Source organism: bacterium, from assembly GCA_035505375.1.
Classification (GTDB): domain Bacteria; phylum Hydrothermota; class Tepidihabitantia; order Tepidihabitantales; family Tepidihabitantaceae; genus UBA2258.
On record DATJQV010000003.1, the window covers coordinates 41,581 to 59,977 of the forward strand.

The following is an 18,397-nucleotide window of genomic DNA, read 5'->3' on the forward strand; positions in this document are numbered from 1 at the left end:
ATAACCCTGGCATCAATGCATTGCCAGGCTCAATCGCGACTGCACTGCAGACAGCCGTGAGCAGCCGCTACTGGAGTCAAGTTGTGGAGGCCAGCCCGATCTCTTTCAGGAACCGAACCGACTTCTCCACGTCGTGAGCAGCCATCCTCCAAGAAAGCCTTGATGCCTCTTCGCGTATCTCATCCACGGTCATCGGTTTCTTAGCTTCCTTGAGGAGAAGATGTGTCTTGGCTGCATACGACACATCCATATAGTTCATGCCATTTGCCGCCTTGTCGAGTTCGTCGATCACTTCTGTAAGCCCTCGGGCAGCCTCACCAAGGCGCTTCTTGGTTGCTTCCACCACGACTTTGCCGTCCTCCGTCAAAGAGTAGCTGTATCTGCAGCGCTCGAAACCGCGCTCGTCATAGCCCAGTAACTGACACTTCTCATCCACAAACCCGAGTTGCGCCAACTGTGAGACAGTATCTGCCACCTCTTCTGAATACGGGCCGTAGTAATGGGGCCGAAACTCGAGATCCTCTAGGCCGAGCTTCTCCTTTAGGAAGTAAACGTACTTCATGACCAGAGTCTTGGAGCGGACGCGCCCTCCCAGTTCGTCTATCATCAAGAGCACCACCGCCTTGGCACTGGCATTCACTTTACACCTTCCTCCTGTTCGCAAAATACCCGAGGGAGCTCTGCGTCGACTACGCCTCGGACCTTCTTTCGCAGTTCGGACTTGTCATGTTCGTCCAAGTAATCGGCCGCTACGTAGCAGTCGAGATATTTCTCCGCCATCTTCTCGTTTATGGACTTGAACAACACAGACTCCTCTTCGAGCGGACGCGGCCCGGCCTCCGATTTGACTAGAACGCTCCGCTCGGAATGTGCTGCCCGTTTCACGTTCTTGATCTCGTACACCGAGATTATGACCTCGTGGGGTTTCTTTGCAAGTGCCGCGACGACCGCTTCCTCCAGCGCCGCAAGTCGTTTGTCGTCTGGCTCGACGCCATCTAGTGCGTCCCTCGTAGCCGCATCCGGAACGTTGGCCACCTGCATATGGTATGCCTGCTTGTATAAACGCCTCTGCCGGAGCCTTGTAAGCAACTCGCAGACTTTCGTCCCGTCGTACTTCTCCTTGTTGGTGAAGTCACGCAGGAGCTTTTCATCGTCCCACTGCAGATACTCGGCAATGTAGCGTTCAGAACCATCGTAAGCATAGACTTGCCGCAACTCCTCGACTTCGTCCTCATCAATACCCAACCGCAGCGCACGGTTGATCATCGCGTCAGTCACTAGGCGCACCTTGTGCGCGTATACCTGCGAGTATATGTAGTACTTGGCGAGTACGAACTGCTCAACCGCGTGAGTGCCGTCCTCGTCCACGACCATTTCCCGACCACGGTCACCTGGCATTGTGGTTAAGGAAATGATGAGTTGGTCGAGATCATACATCCCGTACCGAACCCCGCAGTAAAGACTATCTCGCAGCAAGTAGTCCATCTTGTCTGCGTCGAGTGTCCCGGAGACTATGTCCTTCAGGACACGGTCGCCGTGACCCTGGTCTAGAAGTCGGACCACCTCATCTCTACGCGCGCCCGACAGGTGCCTGGCGATTCCGGCGTCGAAGCGTATCACGTCTGCAGTCACGCGCTCGTGGATCTTGTCCTTCTCGCCGATGCAGAGCTTGGCACGGTCGCAGTATCGCTCCAGCGTATCCTCAGAGACGTGCGAGAATGGGCCATGCCCGATGTCGTGCAGTAGCCCGGCCAAACGGACGAGCTTCAGTTCGTCCTCGGTCAGTTTGAGTTCGCGGCCCAGCCTGCCGGCGACGTGGAATACACCGAGGGAGTGCTCAAACCTAGTATGGGTGGCACCTGGGTAGACATACTGGGCGCAGGCGAGCTGGTGAATCCTCCTGAGTCGCTGGAACGCCTGAGTCTCCACCAAGTCGAGCTCCTCTTTGGACCATTGAATGAAGCCGTGGACCGAGTCCCGAACCTGCCGGCTGAAGTTCACTTCAGCCCCACAACTCTCGGAACCTCGTTCCCTCTGAAGTCTATGACCTTCACCGCTATCCGCTTGTGTTTGCCGGGCTGGAATGGGAACGACTTGGTGCCGCGCATCTGCTCGAACGTCTCCGGCTCAATCTGCGCTCTCAGTGCCCGCTGCAGCTTGTCCCACGCGTCCTTGTCGCCGGGGAAGAACGCCTGGCAGACGTGGAACGTCATCCCGTCGTAATCGGTGTCGAGGAACCATGCCGCCGCATCTTCGCCCGGTGACGAGTCGGCCTTGCCGGTCAGCGGGTCGTAGATATCCACGCCTGCCAGCTCTACAACATAGGTGTCGTCCTTACCCTTGGCCAACCGCACGTCCGGTTCGCCGTAGGCCGTGAATATCTGGCTAGCGCGCCCGGTCTTTAGCAGGTCGCCAATCAGCACATCCGGCGCGACGTTGACGAACTCTACGGTCAGCCCTTTCACCGGTGTCTTCTGAATCAACGCACGCGCCTCCGGGTCGAAGCTGAACCCGCAGAATAGCAGCACATCGTAGCCGTTCATTTTCGCAGCCGGCGTTGACTCCTGCACCTGGTATGCAGTCACTGGCCCGTGCTGAGGGCCGAAGCCGATGGCGACCTTCTGCGTCTTCCCGTTCCGCCCCGTCTCCGCCTCGGCGTGCACGAACCCGAGGCTCACCGCCCTGATGTTCGTCAGTTCCATCTTCCGGCCCTTCGGGAATATCACGCCGCCCTGCTGCTTCAGCAGGTTTATCATGTCCGATAGGTAGTCGCCGGCTTTGTCCGAGATACGTCCCTCAGCCTCACTCGTCTCAAACTGCGGCACTGGCGTGGCAGCGCCCGGCGCTTCGACCGCCGGAGCCGGTATCGCCTCGACCGTGAACGGCCCGCTCACGCGCACGACGCCCGACTTCTTGAACGGCCTGTCATAGAGAGTCTCCTGCGGCGCGTTCCGCCGAATCGTCGCATCGATGTCCTTGCGCTTGCTTCTCTTTACGTCCCAGAACTCCAGATACGCTTCCTTCGCGTCCTTGTCCCATGCCTTGTCGACCTCTCGCGGCACTTCCCACTCCTGCCACTTCTTGCGCAGCGCCCTGCTCACCGCCTTCAGCGCCTCGTCTATCTCTGGCTGGTACTTGGCCGCAATCGCGTCTATCTCGGGATTCTTCGCGATTGACTCAAGCATGATGTGCGGCACCGTTTCGTATTTGAACCCGGCCGCAGGCCCGCGCTCCGTGTCCTGCAACTCGAAATAGTCATACTTCGCCGTCAGCAACCGCTGCCGCGCAATCTGCAATGCCACTCTTGATGTGTCGCAAGTTACCCACCTTCGACCCCACTTCTCTGCACAGAACGCGGCTGTCCCGCTCCCGCACGTCGGGTCAAACACCAGATCGCCGGGGTCCGTCGTCATGAGGATGCAGCGCTCGATGACCTTGGAATTGGTCTGGACGACGAAGAGCTTCGGATCTCCGTAGCCGGCGATCCCCGTATCAGTCCACATGTTCGTCAGAGGGAAGACGGGGAAGTCGTCCATGTAGCGAACATAGGAAAGTGTCTTTCCGATGAGGATGAGTCGTTCTGCCCTAGATAGACGCTGCAAGCCATCTACTGTTGTCTTCCAGTGGTTGTTCTTGCTAGGGTGAAGAACCTCACCCTGAAACTCGAAGTGCGCGTCCGTCTTGGTAGCTCCTTGGGAGTCCGTCCCTCCTGGCTTGAATACCCTACTCTCTTGCGGAAGTAGACCCTTATCCGTCAATTCCTGTGCGGTCAGTCTTCGCCTGTCCCCGCCAGGCAGTTCGACCCACTCGTACCCCTTTGCGCCCTCTTCACCGAACTCCTTGAACGAGTAGACTTGGCGATACCGTAGCTCCTCCCGTGCCCTTCCGTACCAAAGTAGGTAGTCACAGACGGTATCGATTAGCTCGCCCGCGAAGCCGCTTGTCTTGACGAACGGTACAATGGCAACGCAGTTCTCACGTCCAAAGACCTCGTCCATGAGGTTTCTAGCGAGATGCAGGTTCTCGTCGTTGATTTGCACGAAGACCGAACCGGATTCGGTAAGAAGGTCTTTGGCGAGGAGGAGCCGGTCGCGGAGGTAGGCAAGATAGGAATGGATGCCGAGCTTCCATGTATCACGGTAGGCTTTGATTTGCTCTGGCTCACGGGTCAGGTCGTCGTCTTTGTCCTTAACATCGCGGCGGTCGGTGCGGGCCTGCATGTTGGAGGAATACTTGATGCCGTAGGGCGGGTCGATGTAGATGCACTGGAACTTGCCCGCCATTCCCTCTTTCACGAGCATCGAGTTCATGACGAGGAGAGAGTCGCCGAGTATCAGCCGGTTGGCCCAGCCGACGTCGTGCTTGTAGAACTCAATCTGTTGGTCAGCGGGTAGCTCGTTGTTGCCGAACAGGGCGAGTTGTGGTTCGGGCTTCTTTACCGCCTCCAGGATGGCGCGGGTCGAGACGCGCTCGTGGATATGGAGCGATACCGTGTCGACCTCAAAGGACGTGTGCTCGACCTTGCCTGCCCAGACCAGTTGTGGGTCAAGGTGCGGGTCGTAGGCGTACTTCTCGACCTGACGTTCGTGGGTTTCATAGGTCGGCGCGATTCCGGCGGGCGGATTGTTCTTCCGCTTCGCCTGCTTGTGCCGATAGTCACCGACATTGTCCTGACCTTCCGTCTTGCGTCCTCTGGGCATATCGCTCACCTCCAACCGCGTGGGTACATGTCCCTGATAGCCGCGCTCCGGCCTGAATTCACCGGGAGGTTATAGCCAGAAAACGACCCGGAGTCAAGCTGGCGGCCCGAGAACCGGCGGCGTCTGCATATTTCGCTGTAAACTTTGCCCGGAATTACGTACACTTAAGGTAGACCCGCACTGGGTGTATTACCCACCAGGTGCGAACGCCCAGCGGCGTAGCAGTGTTGTGAATGACCCGGCAACGGCGGCTCACACATGTCGCGTCTATGTTCGGTGATGGTACACTGGAGTAGGCATTTATTGATACGGTGAAGGTGAAGAACATCCATAATAGCCGTTGCGATATGAGAAGCTCAGTTTTCGCAAACGCGAAGAGGTGCTGTTATGGATATGTCTCAGAACCGTCGCCGGTCCGCGTGCCCGAAGGGAAGTGGCGGTTATTCCTATCAGAGTATCGAGGATTACATATCGGAGAACTACGACTCATGCCGCAGGGTAGTACGCACAATGCTGGTGAGGTTCGGGCTGCACGGCGAAGTGCTTACGCAGGCAGTGGATGCGGTGCTCGAGCGGGCGGTCGCGAACAAAGATACGTACTGTCCCCAGAAGGGCGAACCCCTGCAGTGGTTGATTGGGATAGCCCGGAACTACTCCGTAGACCACTTCCGCTCTGTAAAGAACGCCCCGCAGATGGTCTGGATAGACGAACCTGGCATCGCAAAGTCCCTCCCTACGATCGAGGACCCGGCACGGGCATACGAGCGGCAGAGACTGGTCGAGCGGCTGACGGCGGCGGTCGATGCTCTTCCGAAGGGGCAGAGAGACGCGGTCCGCTTCTGCGACCTCGACGAGGTCCCCCACGAAGATGCCGCGGCGCAGATGGGCATTCCAGTTCGTCGGCTGCGACAGTGGCTGTACGAAGGAAGGGATGCTCTGGGCCGAATCCGCGAGCTGAGGAGGCTCTACTATGGCAGTGACTTCTCATGGAAAGAAGCGCGTTCCCGGAAGGGCCGAAATCGCGGCAATGATGGAGTTCGAGGCTGAGCTTGCGTCCGGTCGGAAGCCGGACGTCGCCGCGCATCTTGCCCGTCATCCTCGGATAGCGCGTCGCCTGCTGCCCGTCTTCGATGGTATGCTATTTCTCCAAGCTGTGAAGCGCGTAGGGCGCAAGCAGTAGCCTGAACTGACGGTATCGCCCCGGCCACACGGCCGGGGCTTTTATCGTGTAAGAACTGTCGTCACTACCGTATTCCTACGTGAAGGGGTTTGGCTGAGGCCAGGCCCCACAGAATCCGAGAATGACTGAATGCGGGGAAACCCGCGGGAAGGAAGGGATCATGACTGATCCTACTAAGAGAATCGCCAACTGGAATGCGAAGTACGATACGACTCGCATCAAGGCGACGCTGGACGCTAAGCGGGCAGACATGCTCGCAAGCGTCTCTGCCGTGTTCCCGATGATCGCGGCGATGGAGCTGCAGGTGAAACAGGTCTGCGATGGCGCGGGTGTTCCGACCATCCAGTATCCGTTCTACCTCTGCTTCGGCCGCGAGATGTGGTCGCTCTCCCGGAAAGACATCTCCGGTGAGTCGTTCGCCCAGGAAGCCGCGATTCTCATCGCGAAGTGGACTGCACGCGGCCTGCAGGGGCCGGTGCTGCAGGCCATCCGCACCGACGTCTTCAACGTCAGCGCACCGATAGCGCCGTAACGGGAAAAATGGGGACTGTACCGCGCCAAGTCCGACGTCGGCGCTCTGAGGGACTGTCCCCATTTTTCACGACGGTTGGGAAGGAGAAGCGGGCGGGGCCGGGCGACCGACTCCGCCCGCCGATTGACGAAGAACGAGAAATGAGGAACGATGTACGAAGCGGAAGGAGGTGATAGCTATGCTGTTCATAGTACAGGCTCTAGTGTTCCTGCTTCAGACGGCGCTGGGGGCTTCGGGGGTTAACCTGACGCTCACGGCTGCTGGGTCTGCACCTTCGGGTGCGACGTTGCTGGGTACCACGGCAGTCGTGCAGAGCGGGGTGGCCGTTCTGACCATCTCGCGCGGCACCGGGCCGTCGAAGAAGACGTACTGGACCGGCTACTGGTCGGCTGCCGTCAGCTAATCAGGGCTGGTGAGGGAGGAAGGGCCGCGCCATTCCGGCGCGGCCTTCTGCTTTGGAGACACGGCGACGACACGGGCGATTCCTGACGCCATAGAAACGCCAAAGGCCGCTGGCGACCGCCGTACTGCCTGACTCCGTTAGCTAGCTGACCGGGCTCGGCCAAGCGGGCAACCCATTTCCGATTCGAGTTTGACGCGGCCGGAGGACGCGAACTGTCAGTTCCCGGGTCCAGGCTCATGGTACATAGTTCCCAGTTCCCAGTTCCTAGTTCCCAGTCCCTGCTTCCTAATCCCTAACCCCCAATCCCCAATCCTACTGCCCACCCCACGCGGTTCATTTAAGTGAACCCTCTCATTCTGGGTCCAAGATCGTCGATTGCAGATTGGTCGCGGCCAAGCGGGCAACCCATTTCCGACTCCAGATTGTCGATTGTTGATCGACCTCGCCCAAGCGCGGGTTCCTCTTCAGGAGTCTGCGCTGTTGCCTACGATCTTCCGCTTCTTACTCCCAACGGCCATCCCACGCGGTTCATTTAAGTGAACGGGCAGGATTCCAGGATTCAAGGAGTCCAGGAGTCCAGGAGTCGAGTTGCGGGAGGGAGGTCTGACAGCCGACAGCTCTCAGCTAGCAATTTGCAGCTCGCGGCCTGCCGGCCGTGGCAGGCTAGCGGGAGGAGTGTTCCGCGATGAGCCGTCGGACCTTGGGTAAGAGCGCGCTGGGGACTTCAACCATGGTCAGTCCGCGCTGCGCGTATGCCGCTTCGTCTTCAGCGACCGCTTCTTGTTCGGTCTGGCTCTCGTAGTGTGCCAGCAGGCGCTGAACTCGCTCTTGGTCCCAGCCGGGAGGGAAATGCTGTTTCTTCATCGCTTGCGGCTTCGGGATTCGCGAATCGCGGCGAGTAGTTCCCGGCGCGCAATTCCCCGGCCCACGCCGGGCACGTCGAACGGCGACCGGCGGACCCGCGTCTTTGGAACCACCGCAAAGGTCTCGCCACGGCGGCGGCGGATGATGACTTCGCCCCGTTTCGATTCATCGAGTACCTCAGCCAGCCGGTTCCGGGCCTCTGAATAGGTGTAGGTCTTCATCGTTCACTCCACAATCTGAATCCGCAGTCGCTTTGCCACTTCGCACATTCGGACATCGAGGCTCAGCAGCGGCAGCCGGTTTTCGATGCAGCATTGCAGGTAGTAGGCATCGTAGGCGTAGATGCCGAACTGCATCGCCAGTTTGACAGCACTGGGAATCGTCACCGGCAGCAGTGTTACCGGGATTTGCTGCGCGCTGTCGAACGCCCGAAGCACTTCGCTGTCGGTAAGACGTCCCTTCTTCCGCACGACGACCAGAGCATTGCCGACTTCATACGGCAGGATCTCCGGGGCTACGATTCCGCGCCCGGTGGTACTCCGGATGGTTGAGTCGCGGGCGGCTTCGTTCAAGACCACGGCAAGAAACGCGCTGGCATCGGCAACGACGTCCATGGCTTATTGTACAACTCGTCAAGCGAGTTGTCAACGTGAGAATGCGGGGACTGCGACCAGGCGGGGTCGCGAGGCTAGTCCACCTCCCCACGGCATTCAAGATTGAAGATTCCAGATTGTAGATTCGGGATGAGGACCCTATTTCTGTTGATAAACACTCCCTTTGCAGACGAAAGTCGGATGCACTCGGATGTAGCCACGGATGCGTCGCAATACGGCGGTCGGGCGGTTGACGCGACTAGCCACCTCTCGGAGTCGACCGTGCAAGGACTCGAGGACACCGTCAGTCGTTGGCAGCCGCAACTCGGGATGGTCCAGATAGGTGCGGTATAGCTTTTCATCCCTAAGGAACTCTCGGGCGATGCCAGCGACTCCAGGCCGACAGCACGGATCGGCGATGAGTTGACCTATCAGAGCTGTCTTCTGTAACACCCGACGCTCGCTTGTTGTCTTGAGCACCACCTTCACCGCCCGGTAGATTCTCGCGCTGATTCTGTGGCCGGGGAGCTTTTTCTTACGCTTCCCGAGTCGGTTGTATAGCCGCGTGAGAATGTGGAAATGACAGCGCTGGTGCAGCCACTGGTGCTCCCGGACAATTGCCTTGCTGCCTTGGAATCCATCGGAAACAAGCGCTCTGATATGCTCGTGAATGTGCTCCGGGATAGTGCTGAAGGCCAAACGCCAACCCTCGGCGCTTTCCTTACCCTGGATGAGAAGCGGATCCAGGAAGAAAACGGAGTCACCCGTAGCAGGTTTCACGGCCATGTTATAGAGCACCCAAAGCTTGCGCCTGAAGACAAACCAAAGCCCATCGGCCAGTAGTGCAAGATCCCCGTCCAAGATAGTCTGCGGCGCAGGTCGCCGATTGAGTCGGTCAAGTGCCGCGCGATGTCTCTTGCGGACAACCCTGGCTGAGCAACCAAAGGCCGTTGCGAGCATGCTCGTCGGCTGTTTCTTGTCGAGTATTCTGCGTGGCAAATCACGGGTAGCCGTGCGGAGTTTGGGACCGCGACGTCTGGGTCTTACTGACCAGGTGCGTCCGCACTTGCTGCAGCGTCTCCTACGTCCACCAAACCGTACCCCATGCGCCTGACAATAGGGGCACTTCGGATATCTTGTAGACATACATGCGAAGTGTCCCTCAAAATCGAGGCTAACGCACCGAGATTCAACAAGAAAGCCGTCCTGTCATACACAGAAATAGGGTCCTCATCCCGTAGATTCCAGATTCTAGATTAGCCCGGGCAACCCACTTCCGATTCGAGATTGACGCGGCCAAGCGCGGGTTCCTCTTCAGGAGTCTGCGCTGTTGCCTACGATCTTCCGCTTCTTACTCCCAACGGCCATCCCACGCGGTTCACTTAAATGAACCCGTCCTCAGTTTCCATCTTCCAGCTTCTGATTCCGCAGTACCGGTCCTTCTTTCTCAATCCTCATTTCCCATTCCTTTGTCCTCATCCCTCATTCCTCAGTCCTCAAACCCTAATCCATAGTCCCTAATCCCTAGCCCCTCGTCCCCAATCCCCACTGCCCATCCCCCGCGGTTCATAGAAATGAACCGCGTGACATTGCTGCAACACCTCCGGTCCGCATCAATGTGTCTTCCAGGTGATGACCACCGTTGACCGCACCTCGCGGTTCACTAAAATGAACCCGAGGTCATCATGAAACTGCTATCGATTCGCAAGCGTAAGCCGGATTCGAGCAAGTTGTTTGTCGCGTCGCTGGAACAGGCGGTGCTGGCGTTTCTGATCAAGGACCCTGAGCGCAGCTACTACAGCGTGGAACTCTCGGACGACGCCGGTCTGTCACGCGGCGGAGTCAACCAGGCGCTTCACACGCTGGTCGAGGTCGGACTGGTAGTCCTGACTGAGGAACGCGGGCCAAGGCGGTTCTACCGCGCCAACCTCGCCGATCCAAGGATGCAGGCCTTCAAGGCACTGTTGGAGGCCGTGTCTGCAGCCAGCCGCCGCTAGAACTGCAGAGCAAAGTCACGCGGTTCATTTAGATGAACCGCGGATCCTCGGCGACACAACAGTCGATTCCTGACGTAACGCTGCCGCAGCAGCGAGATAGCAGTAAGCAGTGAGCAGCTAGGCGCGGGCAACCCATTTCCGATTCGAGATTGACGCGGCCGGAGGACGCGAACTATCAGTTCCCGGGTCCAAGCTCATGGTTCCCAGTTCCTAGTCCCTCGTCCCCAGTCCTTGGTTCCTCGTTCTTCGTCCCCGGTCCTTCATCCTCAATCCTCAGTCCTCAAACCCTAGTCCCTAATCCCTGCCCCCTAGCCCCTCGTCCCTACTCCTCGCTGCCACCCACGCGGTTGAGCCGTCGGACGGCACCTGCCTGCAGTTCACCCCAAACCCCGCACCTCAGGGGTTCCACCCCTAAGGCGGTGTACGCGACTTCCTTTGGTCGTCGCACGTGCACCTGTGACCCCTTGGGGTGAACTGGCAGAGCACCATGAACTCGGCCGGGCGATTGGCTACGAGCAGTCGGTCAGCCACACTGCCCGACAGAGGCCGCTGAGGCCAACGCAGGTGCGGCGTGGCCGCGAGGTTGCGGTCTAGCCCAGTTGAAAGAGCCGACGGAGGCGCAGTCGGATATCCGCGAGCCGCGATTCGGTGAGCCAGCCAAGCTCGCGGAGCACGGTCGAGCCGGCGATAGTCATCAGGCGGTGCAGGCAAATGGTGGACGGAACGCGCAGTCCGGTCCGGCCGAAGTCCGGGTCTTGGGGGCGGAGCGAGATGTCGGTTTCCAGGCTCGATGGTTGAGCCCGGCTGGTGATGAAGGCGACGACGATGTGGCCGTGCGGGCCGATGGGTTCAGTGAGGCAGACTGCAGGTCGCACCTTGGTTCCGGAGAGGTCGTCGAACGGGAACGGGATGAGGACGACTTTACCGCTGGTCACTGAATGGCTTGCCGTCGGCAGCGGTGTAGATGTCCTCGGCCGGGTCGGTCAGGAATTCGAATGCCGGGTTGGAGCGGGCGGCCTGGAGCCAGAGCTTCTCATCGATGTCAGTGTCATCGGGGAGCAGGATAATCACTCTGACCCGGCTCGGCCCTTCGATGGGGAGCGGCTCGTCCAGGACGAGCTTGTGTTCTTTGTCTACGGTGCCGGTCGTCTCGACTGCTATCCGCGTCATACTACGTCCTGGCGTCCTTCGCCTCGCGTACGAGGAAGTCCAGCTTGCCTGAGGCCGAATCGGTCTCTATCTCTCGGTCCCATGCCAGCCAGTCCCGTTCGAGAAACCAGCGGCGGAACTTGTCGTAGTCCGGTTCGGACAATTGCGCGACCGCGGTCTCAAGCTCGGTCAATCGGCCGGCCGTTCTCACAGGTGACATCTGAGGTAGTGTAGCTGCAGGGAGAACTGGAGTCAAGGCGCGGCAGGGTGAGCTAACGGCTGCCAGCCTGCAGCTTACGGCCTCGGTCGGATACGGCATCAGAAACACGTGGGAGCGGTTAGCCGTGAGCCGATAGCGGATTCGGTCGAGACGATGATGACCGCCGACGGCTTGCGGCTTATAGCTTGCGGCCTACGGCCTACGGCCGGCGGATGACGGTTTGACGCTATGGCGTTATGATGCTACAATGGAGGCATGAGAACTGCTTTACGAAGGGCCACGGTATACTTCAACCCCGCCGTGCACCGTGCGCTGCGCCTGAGGGCTGCCGAGACAGACCAGTCCGTCTCTGAACTCATCAATGAGGCAGTCAGCTCGAGTCTTGTGGAGGACGCCGAGGACATCGCTGCGTTCGCGGAGCGCGCGCACGAACCGAACATCCCGTTTGCAGACGCCGTCAAGGAACTGAAGCGTCGTGGCAGGCTATGAAGTCTTCATCAAGCCGTCGGCGCTGAAGGAATTGGAGTCGGTCGGCAGTAGGAAGCTCCGACGGAACCTGGCTGAACACATTCATGCCCTTGCTGACAACCCCAGGCCTCAGGGATGTAGGAAACTGACCGGAGCCGACCAGTATCGAATCCGACGTGGAGCGTACCGTATCGTCTACTCGATTGAGGACCAACGCCGGACAGTGCTTGTGGTGAAGATTGGTCATCGGAAGGACGTCTACCGGTAGCGGCGCGGCACAGCGGCATTTCAGATTGCAGATTGTAGATTGCAGATTGACCGAAGGGCCGGTCCCGGATGGTGAGCCTGGTCGAGCGGATGAAGCGGCCGGCAGGCTGCGGCTGATGGGTATGGCCGGCATGAGTCACGAGAGGAGACGACCATATGCGGAACGATAGCAGCGACGTGCACGATTTCGAAGAGTGGTCGCGCAGTTACGAGCAGTCGCGGATGCAGAACCTGTACTTCGACCGTGTGCATCGCGCCGCGCTGGCCCTGGTGTCGCAACCGGATGGTGAGCACATGCCCGGCAGCGTTCTCGATGTCGGCTGCGGCACGGGACGGTTGCTGCGCAAAGCCCGCGAGGGCTGGCCTGCCGCCAGCTTGACCGGCGTTGACCCCACTCAAGGCATGATAGACGTGGCCCGCCGACTGATGCCCGAGGCGACGTTTCACACCGCCTCGGCCGAGTCACTGCCGCTGCCGGATGCGTCGGTGGAAGTGGTAATAACCACCATGTCGTTCCATCACTGGAAGGACCGGGCCGCGGGCGTGCGCGAGATTGCTCGCGTTCTGCGTCCGGGCGGCCGATTCTGCCTGGCCGATGCCACCCTGCCGGCGTGGTTGGCCCGACTCACCCACCACATGGAGGGAAACAGCTTTGCGACGTGGCGGGCACTTGTCGAATCGGCCGGGCTCTCGGTCGCGGCCCAGAAGCGTACATTTCTCGGGCACGTGCTGGTGATGCTGAGCGCGAAACCATGAAACACGGACTGTGCTATAACCGGCACTTGGAGACTGCTACTGACCTTCGCACGCGCAATGCAACGCTCTTCTCCATTCTATCCCTCTCCCTTGAGGGAGAGGGAAGGGTGAGGGTGAGGCGCGTGCGCCATTACTTACACGAAACTCAATAGCTCTTGTGAGTGACTTCGTTGTCCGCACTGTCGCTCTGAGCAAGCGCTATCGCGGCGGGGTGCTCGCGCTCGACCGGGCCGAGTTGCGTATCGAGCGGGGAGAAATCTACGGTTTCCTCGGCCTCAACGGCGCCGGCAAGACGACCGCCATACGTCTGTTGCTCGGCATGATTTCCCCGACCGCCGGGCACGCTGAGCTGTTCGGGCAGCGAGTTCGCGCCGAGGCAACTGACCTGTGGCGACGGGTCGGCCACCTCGTGGAAGGTGCGACCGCGTATCCGGGGCTTACGGTGCGCGAGAACCTTGAGGTTGCGCGGCGGCTTCAGGGTGCGCGCGACCAGGGAGCCGTGAACCGCACGATCGAGAAACTGGGGCTGCGCGAGTATGCGGACCGCCCGGCACGAACGCTGTCGATGGGCAACCTCCAGCGGCTCGGACTTGCCCGCGCCCTGCTCCACGACCCGGAACTGCTGATTCTCGACGAACCTGCCAACGGGCTTGACCCGGCCGGGGTGGTCGAAATCAGGGAGTTCCTGCGCACACTCGCGCGCGAGCGAGGGACGACAATCCTGATGTCGAGCCACATCCTGACCGAGGTCGACCGCCTGGCCACGCGCATCGGCATCGTCCATCGAGGACGGATGATTGAGGAGCAGTCCGCGGATGAGCTTGAGCGGCGACGCAATCGCCGCCTGAACATTGGCGCGCGGAACCTTGCCGTCGCCGACACCGCGCTCCGGAAGGCAGGCTTTGACCCGCAGCCGGTACGTGATGCCGACCCGCCGCTGCTCGAACTCCGGGAACCGACAGCACTTGATGCTCCTGACTCGGTCGCAAGGCTCCTCGTCGAGGCGGGCGCCCCGCCGACGCATCTGGCGGTCGCGCAGGAGGACCTCGAACAGCACTTCATGCGGCTTACAAGTAACACCGAAGAGAGGAACGCTTGAGCGGGTTGGCAGCGGCATTCTACGCGGAAGCATTGAAAGCTCGCAGGTCCCTTGTGCCCTGGCTGGTCGGCGTCTTCGCGATGCTGCCGCCGGTCATGCTTGGGTTGATGATGGCTATCAAGAAGCACCCTGCCGACGCGCAGCGCTTCGGGCTCCTCACTACGAAGTCACGTCTGCTGGTTGGCGCGGTGGACTGGCCGACGTTCCTCGGCCTGGTTGGTCAGACGATGGGGGCCCTGGGCGCAATCGCATTCGCGGTGGTGGCCGCGTGGGTGTTCGGCCGCGAGTTCGCCGAACGCACCTGCCGCATCATGCTTGCCATCCCGACCCGGCGGTCGTCTGTGGTCGTGGCCAAAGCCGGCGTCGCGGCGATGTGGTGCCTGCTGCTGGCCTGCTGGATGGTCGCGCTGGGCTTTGCCGTCGGCGCAATCGTGGGTATGCCGGGGCTCACTCTGCAGTTGGTGCGTGATACGCTCGCGCTGACCGGGCGGTCGGTTCTGCTTTGGCTGCTGCTTCTGCCGGTGACGGCGCTGCTGGCGTCGGTTGGACGCGGATACCTGCTGCCGATCGGATGCGCCCTGGCGACCATGATCGTGGCGCAATTCGTCAGCGCCACCGGCTGGTCGCCCTGGTTCCCGTGGTGTGTAGCCATCGCCAGCGGCACGCCCGGAACGCATGTCGCCGGGGCGAGCCTTGCGGTTGTTGTCCTGACCGGGTTGGCTGCCCTCGCTGCCACGCTGCTCTGGTGGGAACGCTCGGACCAAACCGTGTAGGCCGGCGGCCGACAGGCCGGGCCCGGATTCCTGACGCCGGATTCCGCGTCTAAGAACCCGTCAGCCTGAACAAACACACGCCCTATGGCTCCAAGGAGAAAGCTATCAACGAAGTCCTCGATGTGATTGAGAAGAGACACTCGTCCCGCGTACCGTTTGACTCGGCCCGCCCGGTCTCTAAGGAGGACCTGCGGACGATTCTGGAGGCAGGCAGATGGGCGCCCACTGCCCATAACATGCAGAACTTCCAGATCGTGGTGGTTGACGATGAGAGAGTGCTGAAAGATCTGGCCGGCATCAAACGCACGGTCTCCGAGACCTTCATCCGCGAGAACTTCGAGCACCTCTCTTTCTCTGAGGAAGAACTCCGTCGCCGGAAGGTCGGGATACTCGGGACCAACTTCCCGCCCTCCTGGCGGACACCGGGCGTCAAACCGAACCCGGAAGAAGGCGGGATTCGCGCCTTGCCTGCCTGCCCCACTCTGTTGGTAGTCCTTTACGACCCAAGCCGCAGAGCGCCGGCTTCAGAAGGGGATTTCTTCGGCGCCATCAGCCTCGGCTGCATGACCGAGAATCTATGGCTTGCAGCGAACGCGCTGGGCATTGACTTCCACGTCGTCAGTCCTCTTGCCTCCGGCTCGGCTGAGGCGGAAGTCAAGCGCATCCTCTCAATACCCGCGCACCTGAGAGTCGTCTATGGAATACGCCTGGGTTATGCCGCAACCCCGCCACCCTACCTCAGGGTGCGCCGCGACATCGAGGACTTCTGCCACCACAACCGTTTCGGAACCAAAGTTAAGGACTGAAGAACACAAGCCCCGAATCCGAAATAGATGGCCACGAAGACACGAAACGGAGTGAAACGGACTTGTGGCATCCCACACCCATTCGTTTCGTGTCTTTCGTGATTTCGTGGCTTCAACTTCGGTTCTGGGTACAAAGGAGTCCGACATGACATCGAAAGTAGTCGTTATCACCGGCGCGAGCGCCGGAATCGGTGCGGCGACCGCGAAGCTCTTGGCCGCGCGTGGAGACAGGTTGATGCTTGCGGCCCGGCGTCAGACTGAGCTTGCGCAGGTTGCAGCGCAGTGCGGCGCCGGCGCGCGGTTCACGGTGACCGACGTTACGCGTCGCGCCGATGTCGAGCATCTGCGGGACGAGGCCCTGCGCGAGTTCGGACACGTGGACGTGTGGATAAACAACGCCGGCCGCGGCATCAGTCGCCCGGTGCTGGACCTGACTGATGAGGACTTCGACCAGATAATGGCCGTCAACGTGAAGTCCGCCCTGTACGGCATGCAGGCGATCGTGCCCCATTTCAAGGAGCGCGGGGCGGGTCATCTCATCAACGTATCGTCCGCGCTCGGTCGCATTCCGTTCGTCAGCGTCCGCTCGGTCTACAGCGCGGCCAAGGCAGCGCTCAACAGCCTGACCGCCAACCTGCGCATGGAGCTGCGCACCGCCTACCCGAATATCCAGTATCGGTGGTGATGCCGCCGATGGTGAGTTCGGATTTCGGACGCAACGCGCTTCACGCCACGCCGCCCCCGGCGGGCGGATTGCGCCCCGGCGTCGCGGTCCAGACGCCCGAACAGACGGCCGCGGCCATCGTCGACCTGATCGACCATCCCCGCGCTGAGGTCTACACCAATCCGAGTCAGGCGGAGGCGGTGGCGCGTTACTATGCGGACGTCGCTGCCTTTGAGGCGAACCTGGGCGGCTGACGGCGACCGGCTCCCACCCGTCTGTTTGACAACTGCCCTTGCGGGCCTACAATGCTGCTGATGACCGAAGCATCTGCGGCGTCTGCGTGGCTGCATGCCCGGTAGATGCGGTGAAGCTCATCCCACGCGCGCAGCACGCCAAGGCCAGGGACGTCTGGCTCAAGACGCCGGCCTGATGAGGCTGGCAGACTCGCTGGTCCCCGCCCGCTGGCTCACCGTTGCGCTACTGCTGGCCGCCTGCGGACCCGCGGTCAGAGCGCCCGACGTGCGGCTGCATTCCATCAACGTCCGGTCGGCGGATGAGACGGTGGTCGGGCTCGAGATCGTCAACCTGAACCGCTTCCCGATCCACGTCCTGTCGGTAGACTATGAGGTGTCCATCGGCAACCGGTTATGCGGCAAGGGCAGTCGTCCCGAAGAGCTATTCCTCGACGCCCGCGATACGACGCTCGCCGATTTCCCGCTGGCCATCGACTATCCCGCGCTTCTGAAGTCGATACCGACGCTGTTCGCCGACTCGGTCGTGTTCAGCGTGAAGGGACGTTACGTGGTATCGACGTTCGTCGGCCGGCGGCGCTTCGGGTTCAGCGGCGAGAGGAAGGTCTCGGTCAAAGACGAGGTGAAGTCCTTCATCCAAGGGCTGTTTGACAACTGAGGCGAGGCGTGGCAAGGGGGCGCCTATCCACTTCCGCGCGCCCCAAGGGCTGACTGACTGGAACCGCTACTACTCGAGCCCCATTGCGGCACCGAGCGCGAGAAACTCCCGCATGTAGCGTTTCATGTCCGCGCCGACCGTGAAGAGCAGGTTGCGGAACGGCGCGGCGTCGACGGCAGCGGCCTTGCCGGACGGCAGCTTGAGCACTAGCCCCGGCTTCTCCTCGACCGTGCCGAGCCGGAGGAAGTTCATGCCCTGCGTGCGAGCGGCAGCGAGGAGACCCGCCTCTTTTTCGGGCGGCACTGTTGCCACGAGCTCGAACTCACCATGCGGCGCAGCGGTCATTGACCAAAACGGCGTGCCGGTTCCTCGGCACAACTGTATGGCTTCGGGCGCGAGCAGCCTGTCCCATGCGCAGTCGATGGTGAACCCGATGCTGTTTATCCGCATCAACTGGTCGAGCGTTGCCAGCAGGCCGTCGCTTGAGTCCATGCAGCAGGTGGCAAAGTCCCGGAGCAGGCGACCATGGGCAAGGCGCGATGCGGGCCGATACAGTTCCTCGGGAAGAAGCTTGTCCGGCAGACCGGCGAGGCGGACGAACCCGAGCGCGTTGCCCATGCCGACCGGCCCGGATACGTAGACAACATCACCGGGGCGGCATCCGCGCCGGGTCATGACACGGTTCCTGGGTACCAACCCGAGCGCGCAGCCGGTCAGCGCTACCTTGTCACCCATGTTAGTGTCGCCGCCGAGAATCGAGGTTCCGGCCGCGCGGCAGGCCTGTTCCATGCCCAGGGCTATGCTGGCATTGTAGTCGTCGCTCTGCGCCGGGCTAAGCGTTACGGAAATCACGAGCCCGAGCGGGTCGGCGCCAACCGCCGCGAGGTCGCTGATTGAGGCAGCGACTGCGACCCAACCGGCAGTGAAAGGGTCGCGGTAGATGCCCTGAGATATCTCCTCGGCCACGGTATCGATGGTCACCGCCAGATAGTGCTCGGGGAAGGCCGGGCTTTCAAC

Annotated in this window: 24 protein-coding genes; 13 read left to right on the forward strand and 11 right to left on the reverse strand. The window is 60.8% G+C overall.

Annotated features, from left to right (window positions below):
* Positions 1-76: 76 nt before the first annotated feature.
* The 3 genes from VMH22_00540 to VMH22_00550 are packed head-to-tail and all read right to left on the reverse strand — an operon-like array spanning position 77 to position 4,700.
* A complete protein-coding gene (locus VMH22_00540) occupies positions 77-640 on the reverse strand; it encodes a hypothetical protein (protein HTW90182.1) in 564 nt (187 codons plus the stop codon).
* The gene (locus tag VMH22_00545; protein ID HTW90183.1) at positions 637-2,001 is read right to left on the reverse strand and encodes an HD domain-containing protein; all 1,365 of its coding nucleotides are present in this window, start codon (positions 1,999-2,001) and stop codon (positions 637-639) included. Before VMH22_00545 ends, VMH22_00540 begins: the two co-directional genes overlap by 4 nt.
* Positions 1,998-4,700 carry a site-specific DNA-methyltransferase gene (locus VMH22_00550; GenBank protein HTW90184.1) on the reverse strand — a complete coding sequence of 901 codons (2,703 nt, stop codon included), beginning with the start codon at positions 4,698-4,700 and terminating at the stop codon, positions 1,998-2,000. Before VMH22_00550 ends, VMH22_00545 begins: the two co-directional genes overlap by 4 nt.
* Before the next feature lie 387 nt (positions 4,701-5,087).
* Here VMH22_00550 and VMH22_00555 point away from each other — a divergent pair, with 387 nt between their 5' ends.
* The 3 genes from VMH22_00555 to VMH22_00565 all read left to right on the forward strand — a co-directional run bounded on the left by VMH22_00555 (position 5,088) and on the right by VMH22_00565 (position 6,815).
* Positions 5,088-5,747 carry an RNA polymerase sigma factor gene (locus VMH22_00555; GenBank protein HTW90185.1) on the forward strand — a complete coding sequence of 220 codons (660 nt, stop codon included), beginning with the start codon at positions 5,088-5,090 and terminating at the stop codon, positions 5,745-5,747.
* Positions 5,748-6,040: 293 nt separating this feature from the next.
* On the forward strand, positions 6,041-6,412 hold the full coding sequence (locus VMH22_00560) for a hypothetical protein (protein HTW90186.1): 372 nt from the start codon (positions 6,041-6,043) through the stop codon (positions 6,410-6,412).
* Between the two features lie 178 nt (positions 6,413-6,590).
* Positions 6,591-6,815 carry a hypothetical protein gene (locus VMH22_00565; GenBank protein HTW90187.1) on the forward strand — a complete coding sequence of 75 codons (225 nt, stop codon included), beginning with the start codon at positions 6,591-6,593 and terminating at the stop codon, positions 6,813-6,815.
* A gap of 663 nt (positions 6,816-7,478) precedes the next feature.
* Here VMH22_00565 and VMH22_00570 read toward each other — a convergent pair.
* From VMH22_00570 to VMH22_00585, 4 genes are all read right to left on the reverse strand, one after another.
* On the reverse strand, positions 7,479-7,679 hold the full coding sequence (locus VMH22_00570) for a hypothetical protein (protein ID HTW90188.1): 201 nt from the start codon (positions 7,677-7,679) through the stop codon (positions 7,479-7,481).
* Entirely contained in the window at positions 7,676-7,900 is a 225-nt protein-coding gene (locus tag VMH22_00575) for a type II toxin-antitoxin system prevent-host-death family antitoxin (GenBank protein ID HTW90189.1), read from the reverse strand. Before VMH22_00575 ends, VMH22_00570 begins: the two co-directional genes overlap by 4 nt.
* 3 nt (positions 7,901-7,903) lie before the next feature.
* Positions 7,904-8,293 carry a type II toxin-antitoxin system VapC family toxin gene (locus VMH22_00580; protein ID HTW90190.1) on the reverse strand — a complete coding sequence of 130 codons (390 nt, stop codon included), beginning with the start codon at positions 8,291-8,293 and terminating at the stop codon, positions 7,904-7,906.
* A gap of 138 nt (positions 8,294-8,431) precedes the next feature.
* Positions 8,432-9,058, reverse strand: coding sequence for a transposase (locus VMH22_00585; GenBank protein HTW90191.1), 627 nt, complete (start codon positions 9,056-9,058; stop codon positions 8,432-8,434).
* Positions 9,059-9,957: 899 nt separating this feature from the next.
* Between VMH22_00585 and VMH22_00590 the strand changes: the two genes are divergently transcribed.
* Entirely contained in the window at positions 9,958-10,269 is a 312-nt protein-coding gene (locus VMH22_00590) for a helix-turn-helix domain-containing protein (GenBank protein HTW90192.1), read from the forward strand.
* A gap of 590 nt (positions 10,270-10,859) precedes the next feature.
* On the opposite strand, the gene VMH22_00595 is transcribed toward VMH22_00590, so the two are convergent.
* From VMH22_00595 to VMH22_00605, 3 genes are read right to left on the reverse strand one after another with little or no spacing between them, the layout of a single operon-like run.
* On the reverse strand, positions 10,860-11,204 hold the full coding sequence (locus VMH22_00595) for a type II toxin-antitoxin system PemK/MazF family toxin (protein HTW90193.1): 345 nt from the start codon (positions 11,202-11,204) through the stop codon (positions 10,860-10,862).
* Positions 11,191-11,439, reverse strand: coding sequence for a hypothetical protein (locus VMH22_00600; GenBank protein HTW90194.1), 249 nt, complete (start codon positions 11,437-11,439; stop codon positions 11,191-11,193). The genes VMH22_00595 and VMH22_00600 overlap by 14 nt, the downstream gene beginning before the upstream one ends.
* Position 11,440: 1 nt before the next feature.
* Complete coding sequence (locus tag VMH22_00605; protein HTW90195.1) at positions 11,441-11,638, reverse strand: hypothetical protein; 198 nt, start codon at positions 11,636-11,638, stop codon at positions 11,441-11,443.
* A 255-nt stretch (positions 11,639-11,893) separates the two neighbouring features.
* Here VMH22_00605 and VMH22_00610 point away from each other — a divergent pair, with 255 nt between their 5' ends.
* From VMH22_00610 to VMH22_00650, 9 genes are all read left to right on the forward strand, one after another.
* Positions 11,894-12,127, forward strand: coding sequence for a ribbon-helix-helix domain-containing protein (locus VMH22_00610; protein ID HTW90196.1), 234 nt, complete (start codon positions 11,894-11,896; stop codon positions 12,125-12,127).
* A complete protein-coding gene (locus tag VMH22_00615; protein ID HTW90197.1) occupies positions 12,114-12,374 on the forward strand; it encodes a type II toxin-antitoxin system RelE/ParE family toxin in 261 nt (86 codons plus the stop codon). Before VMH22_00610 ends, VMH22_00615 begins: the two co-directional genes overlap by 14 nt.
* 155 nt (positions 12,375-12,529) lie before the next feature.
* Positions 12,530-13,129, forward strand: coding sequence for a class I SAM-dependent methyltransferase (locus VMH22_00620; GenBank protein ID HTW90198.1), 600 nt, complete (start codon positions 12,530-12,532; stop codon positions 13,127-13,129).
* 157 nt (positions 13,130-13,286) lie between these two features.
* The gene (locus VMH22_00625; GenBank protein HTW90199.1) at positions 13,287-14,228 is read left to right on the forward strand and encodes an ABC transporter ATP-binding protein; all 942 of its coding nucleotides are present in this window, start codon (positions 13,287-13,289) and stop codon (positions 14,226-14,228) included.
* A 5-nt stretch (positions 14,229-14,233) separates the two neighbouring features.
* Entirely contained in the window at positions 14,234-15,001 is a 768-nt protein-coding gene (locus VMH22_00630; protein ID HTW90200.1) for an ABC transporter permease, read from the forward strand.
* 122 nt (positions 15,002-15,123) lie between these two features.
* A complete protein-coding gene (locus VMH22_00635) occupies positions 15,124-15,807 on the forward strand; it encodes a nitroreductase family protein (GenBank protein ID HTW90201.1) in 684 nt (227 codons plus the stop codon).
* A 145-nt stretch (positions 15,808-15,952) separates the two neighbouring features.
* Positions 15,953-16,492, forward strand: a complete 540-nt coding sequence (locus tag VMH22_00640; GenBank protein ID HTW90202.1) for an SDR family oxidoreductase — start codon at positions 15,953-15,955, stop codon at positions 16,490-16,492.
* 8 nt (positions 16,493-16,500) lie between these two features.
* Positions 16,501-16,725, forward strand: coding sequence for a hypothetical protein (locus VMH22_00645; GenBank protein HTW90203.1), 225 nt, complete (start codon positions 16,501-16,503; stop codon positions 16,723-16,725).
* A gap of 94 nt (positions 16,726-16,819) precedes the next feature.
* Complete coding sequence (locus tag VMH22_00650) at positions 16,820-17,380, forward strand: LEA type 2 family protein (protein HTW90204.1); 561 nt, start codon at positions 16,820-16,822, stop codon at positions 17,378-17,380.
* 69 nt (positions 17,381-17,449) lie between these two features.
* Here VMH22_00650 and VMH22_00655 read toward each other — a convergent pair.
* Positions 17,450-18,397 (reverse strand): thiamine-phosphate kinase (locus tag VMH22_00655; protein ID HTW90205.1); only part of this gene is annotated, 948 nt, incomplete at its 5' end.

Bases quoted from the DNA above. Each gene is read 5' to 3' on its own strand.
- VMH22_00550 (HTW90184.1), bottom strand. From the start codon at position 4,700: ATGCCCAGAGGACGCAAGACGGAAGGTCAGGACAATGTCGGTGACTAT.
- VMH22_00555 (HTW90185.1), top strand. From the start codon at position 5,088: ATGGATATGTCTCAGAACCGTCGCCGGTCCGCGTGCCCGAAGGGAAGT.
- VMH22_00560 (HTW90186.1), top strand. From the start codon at position 6,041: ATGACTGATCCTACTAAGAGAATCGCCAACTGGAATGCGAAGTACGAT.
- VMH22_00565 (HTW90187.1), top strand. From the start codon at position 6,591: ATGCTGTTCATAGTACAGGCTCTAGTGTTCCTGCTTCAGACGGCGCTG.
- VMH22_00570 (HTW90188.1), bottom strand. From the start codon at position 7,679: ATGAAGAAACAGCATTTCCCTCCCGGCTGGGACCAAGAGCGAGTTCAG.
- VMH22_00575 (HTW90189.1), bottom strand. From the start codon at position 7,900: ATGAAGACCTACACCTATTCAGAGGCCCGGAACCGGCTGGCTGAGGTA.
- VMH22_00580 (HTW90190.1), bottom strand. From the start codon at position 8,293: ATGGACGTCGTTGCCGATGCCAGCGCGTTTCTTGCCGTGGTCTTGAAC.
- VMH22_00585 (HTW90191.1), bottom strand. From the start codon at position 9,058: ATGGCCGTGAAACCTGCTACGGGTGACTCCGTTTTCTTCCTGGATCCG.
- VMH22_00590 (HTW90192.1), top strand. From the start codon at position 9,958: ATGAAACTGCTATCGATTCGCAAGCGTAAGCCGGATTCGAGCAAGTTG.
- VMH22_00600 (HTW90194.1), bottom strand. From the start codon at position 11,439: ATGACGCGGATAGCAGTCGAGACGACCGGCACCGTAGACAAAGAACAC.
- VMH22_00605 (HTW90195.1), bottom strand. From the start codon at position 11,638: ATGTCACCTGTGAGAACGGCCGGCCGATTGACCGAGCTTGAGACCGCG.
- VMH22_00610 (HTW90196.1), top strand. From the start codon at position 11,894: ATGAGAACTGCTTTACGAAGGGCCACGGTATACTTCAACCCCGCCGTG.
- VMH22_00620 (HTW90198.1), top strand. From the start codon at position 12,530: ATGCGGAACGATAGCAGCGACGTGCACGATTTCGAAGAGTGGTCGCGC.
- VMH22_00640 (HTW90202.1), top strand. From the start codon at position 15,953: ATGACATCGAAAGTAGTCGTTATCACCGGCGCGAGCGCCGGAATCGGT.
- VMH22_00645 (HTW90203.1), top strand. From the start codon at position 16,501: ATGGTGAGTTCGGATTTCGGACGCAACGCGCTTCACGCCACGCCGCCC.
- VMH22_00650 (HTW90204.1), top strand. From the start codon at position 16,820: ATGCCCGGTAGATGCGGTGAAGCTCATCCCACGCGCGCAGCACGCCAA.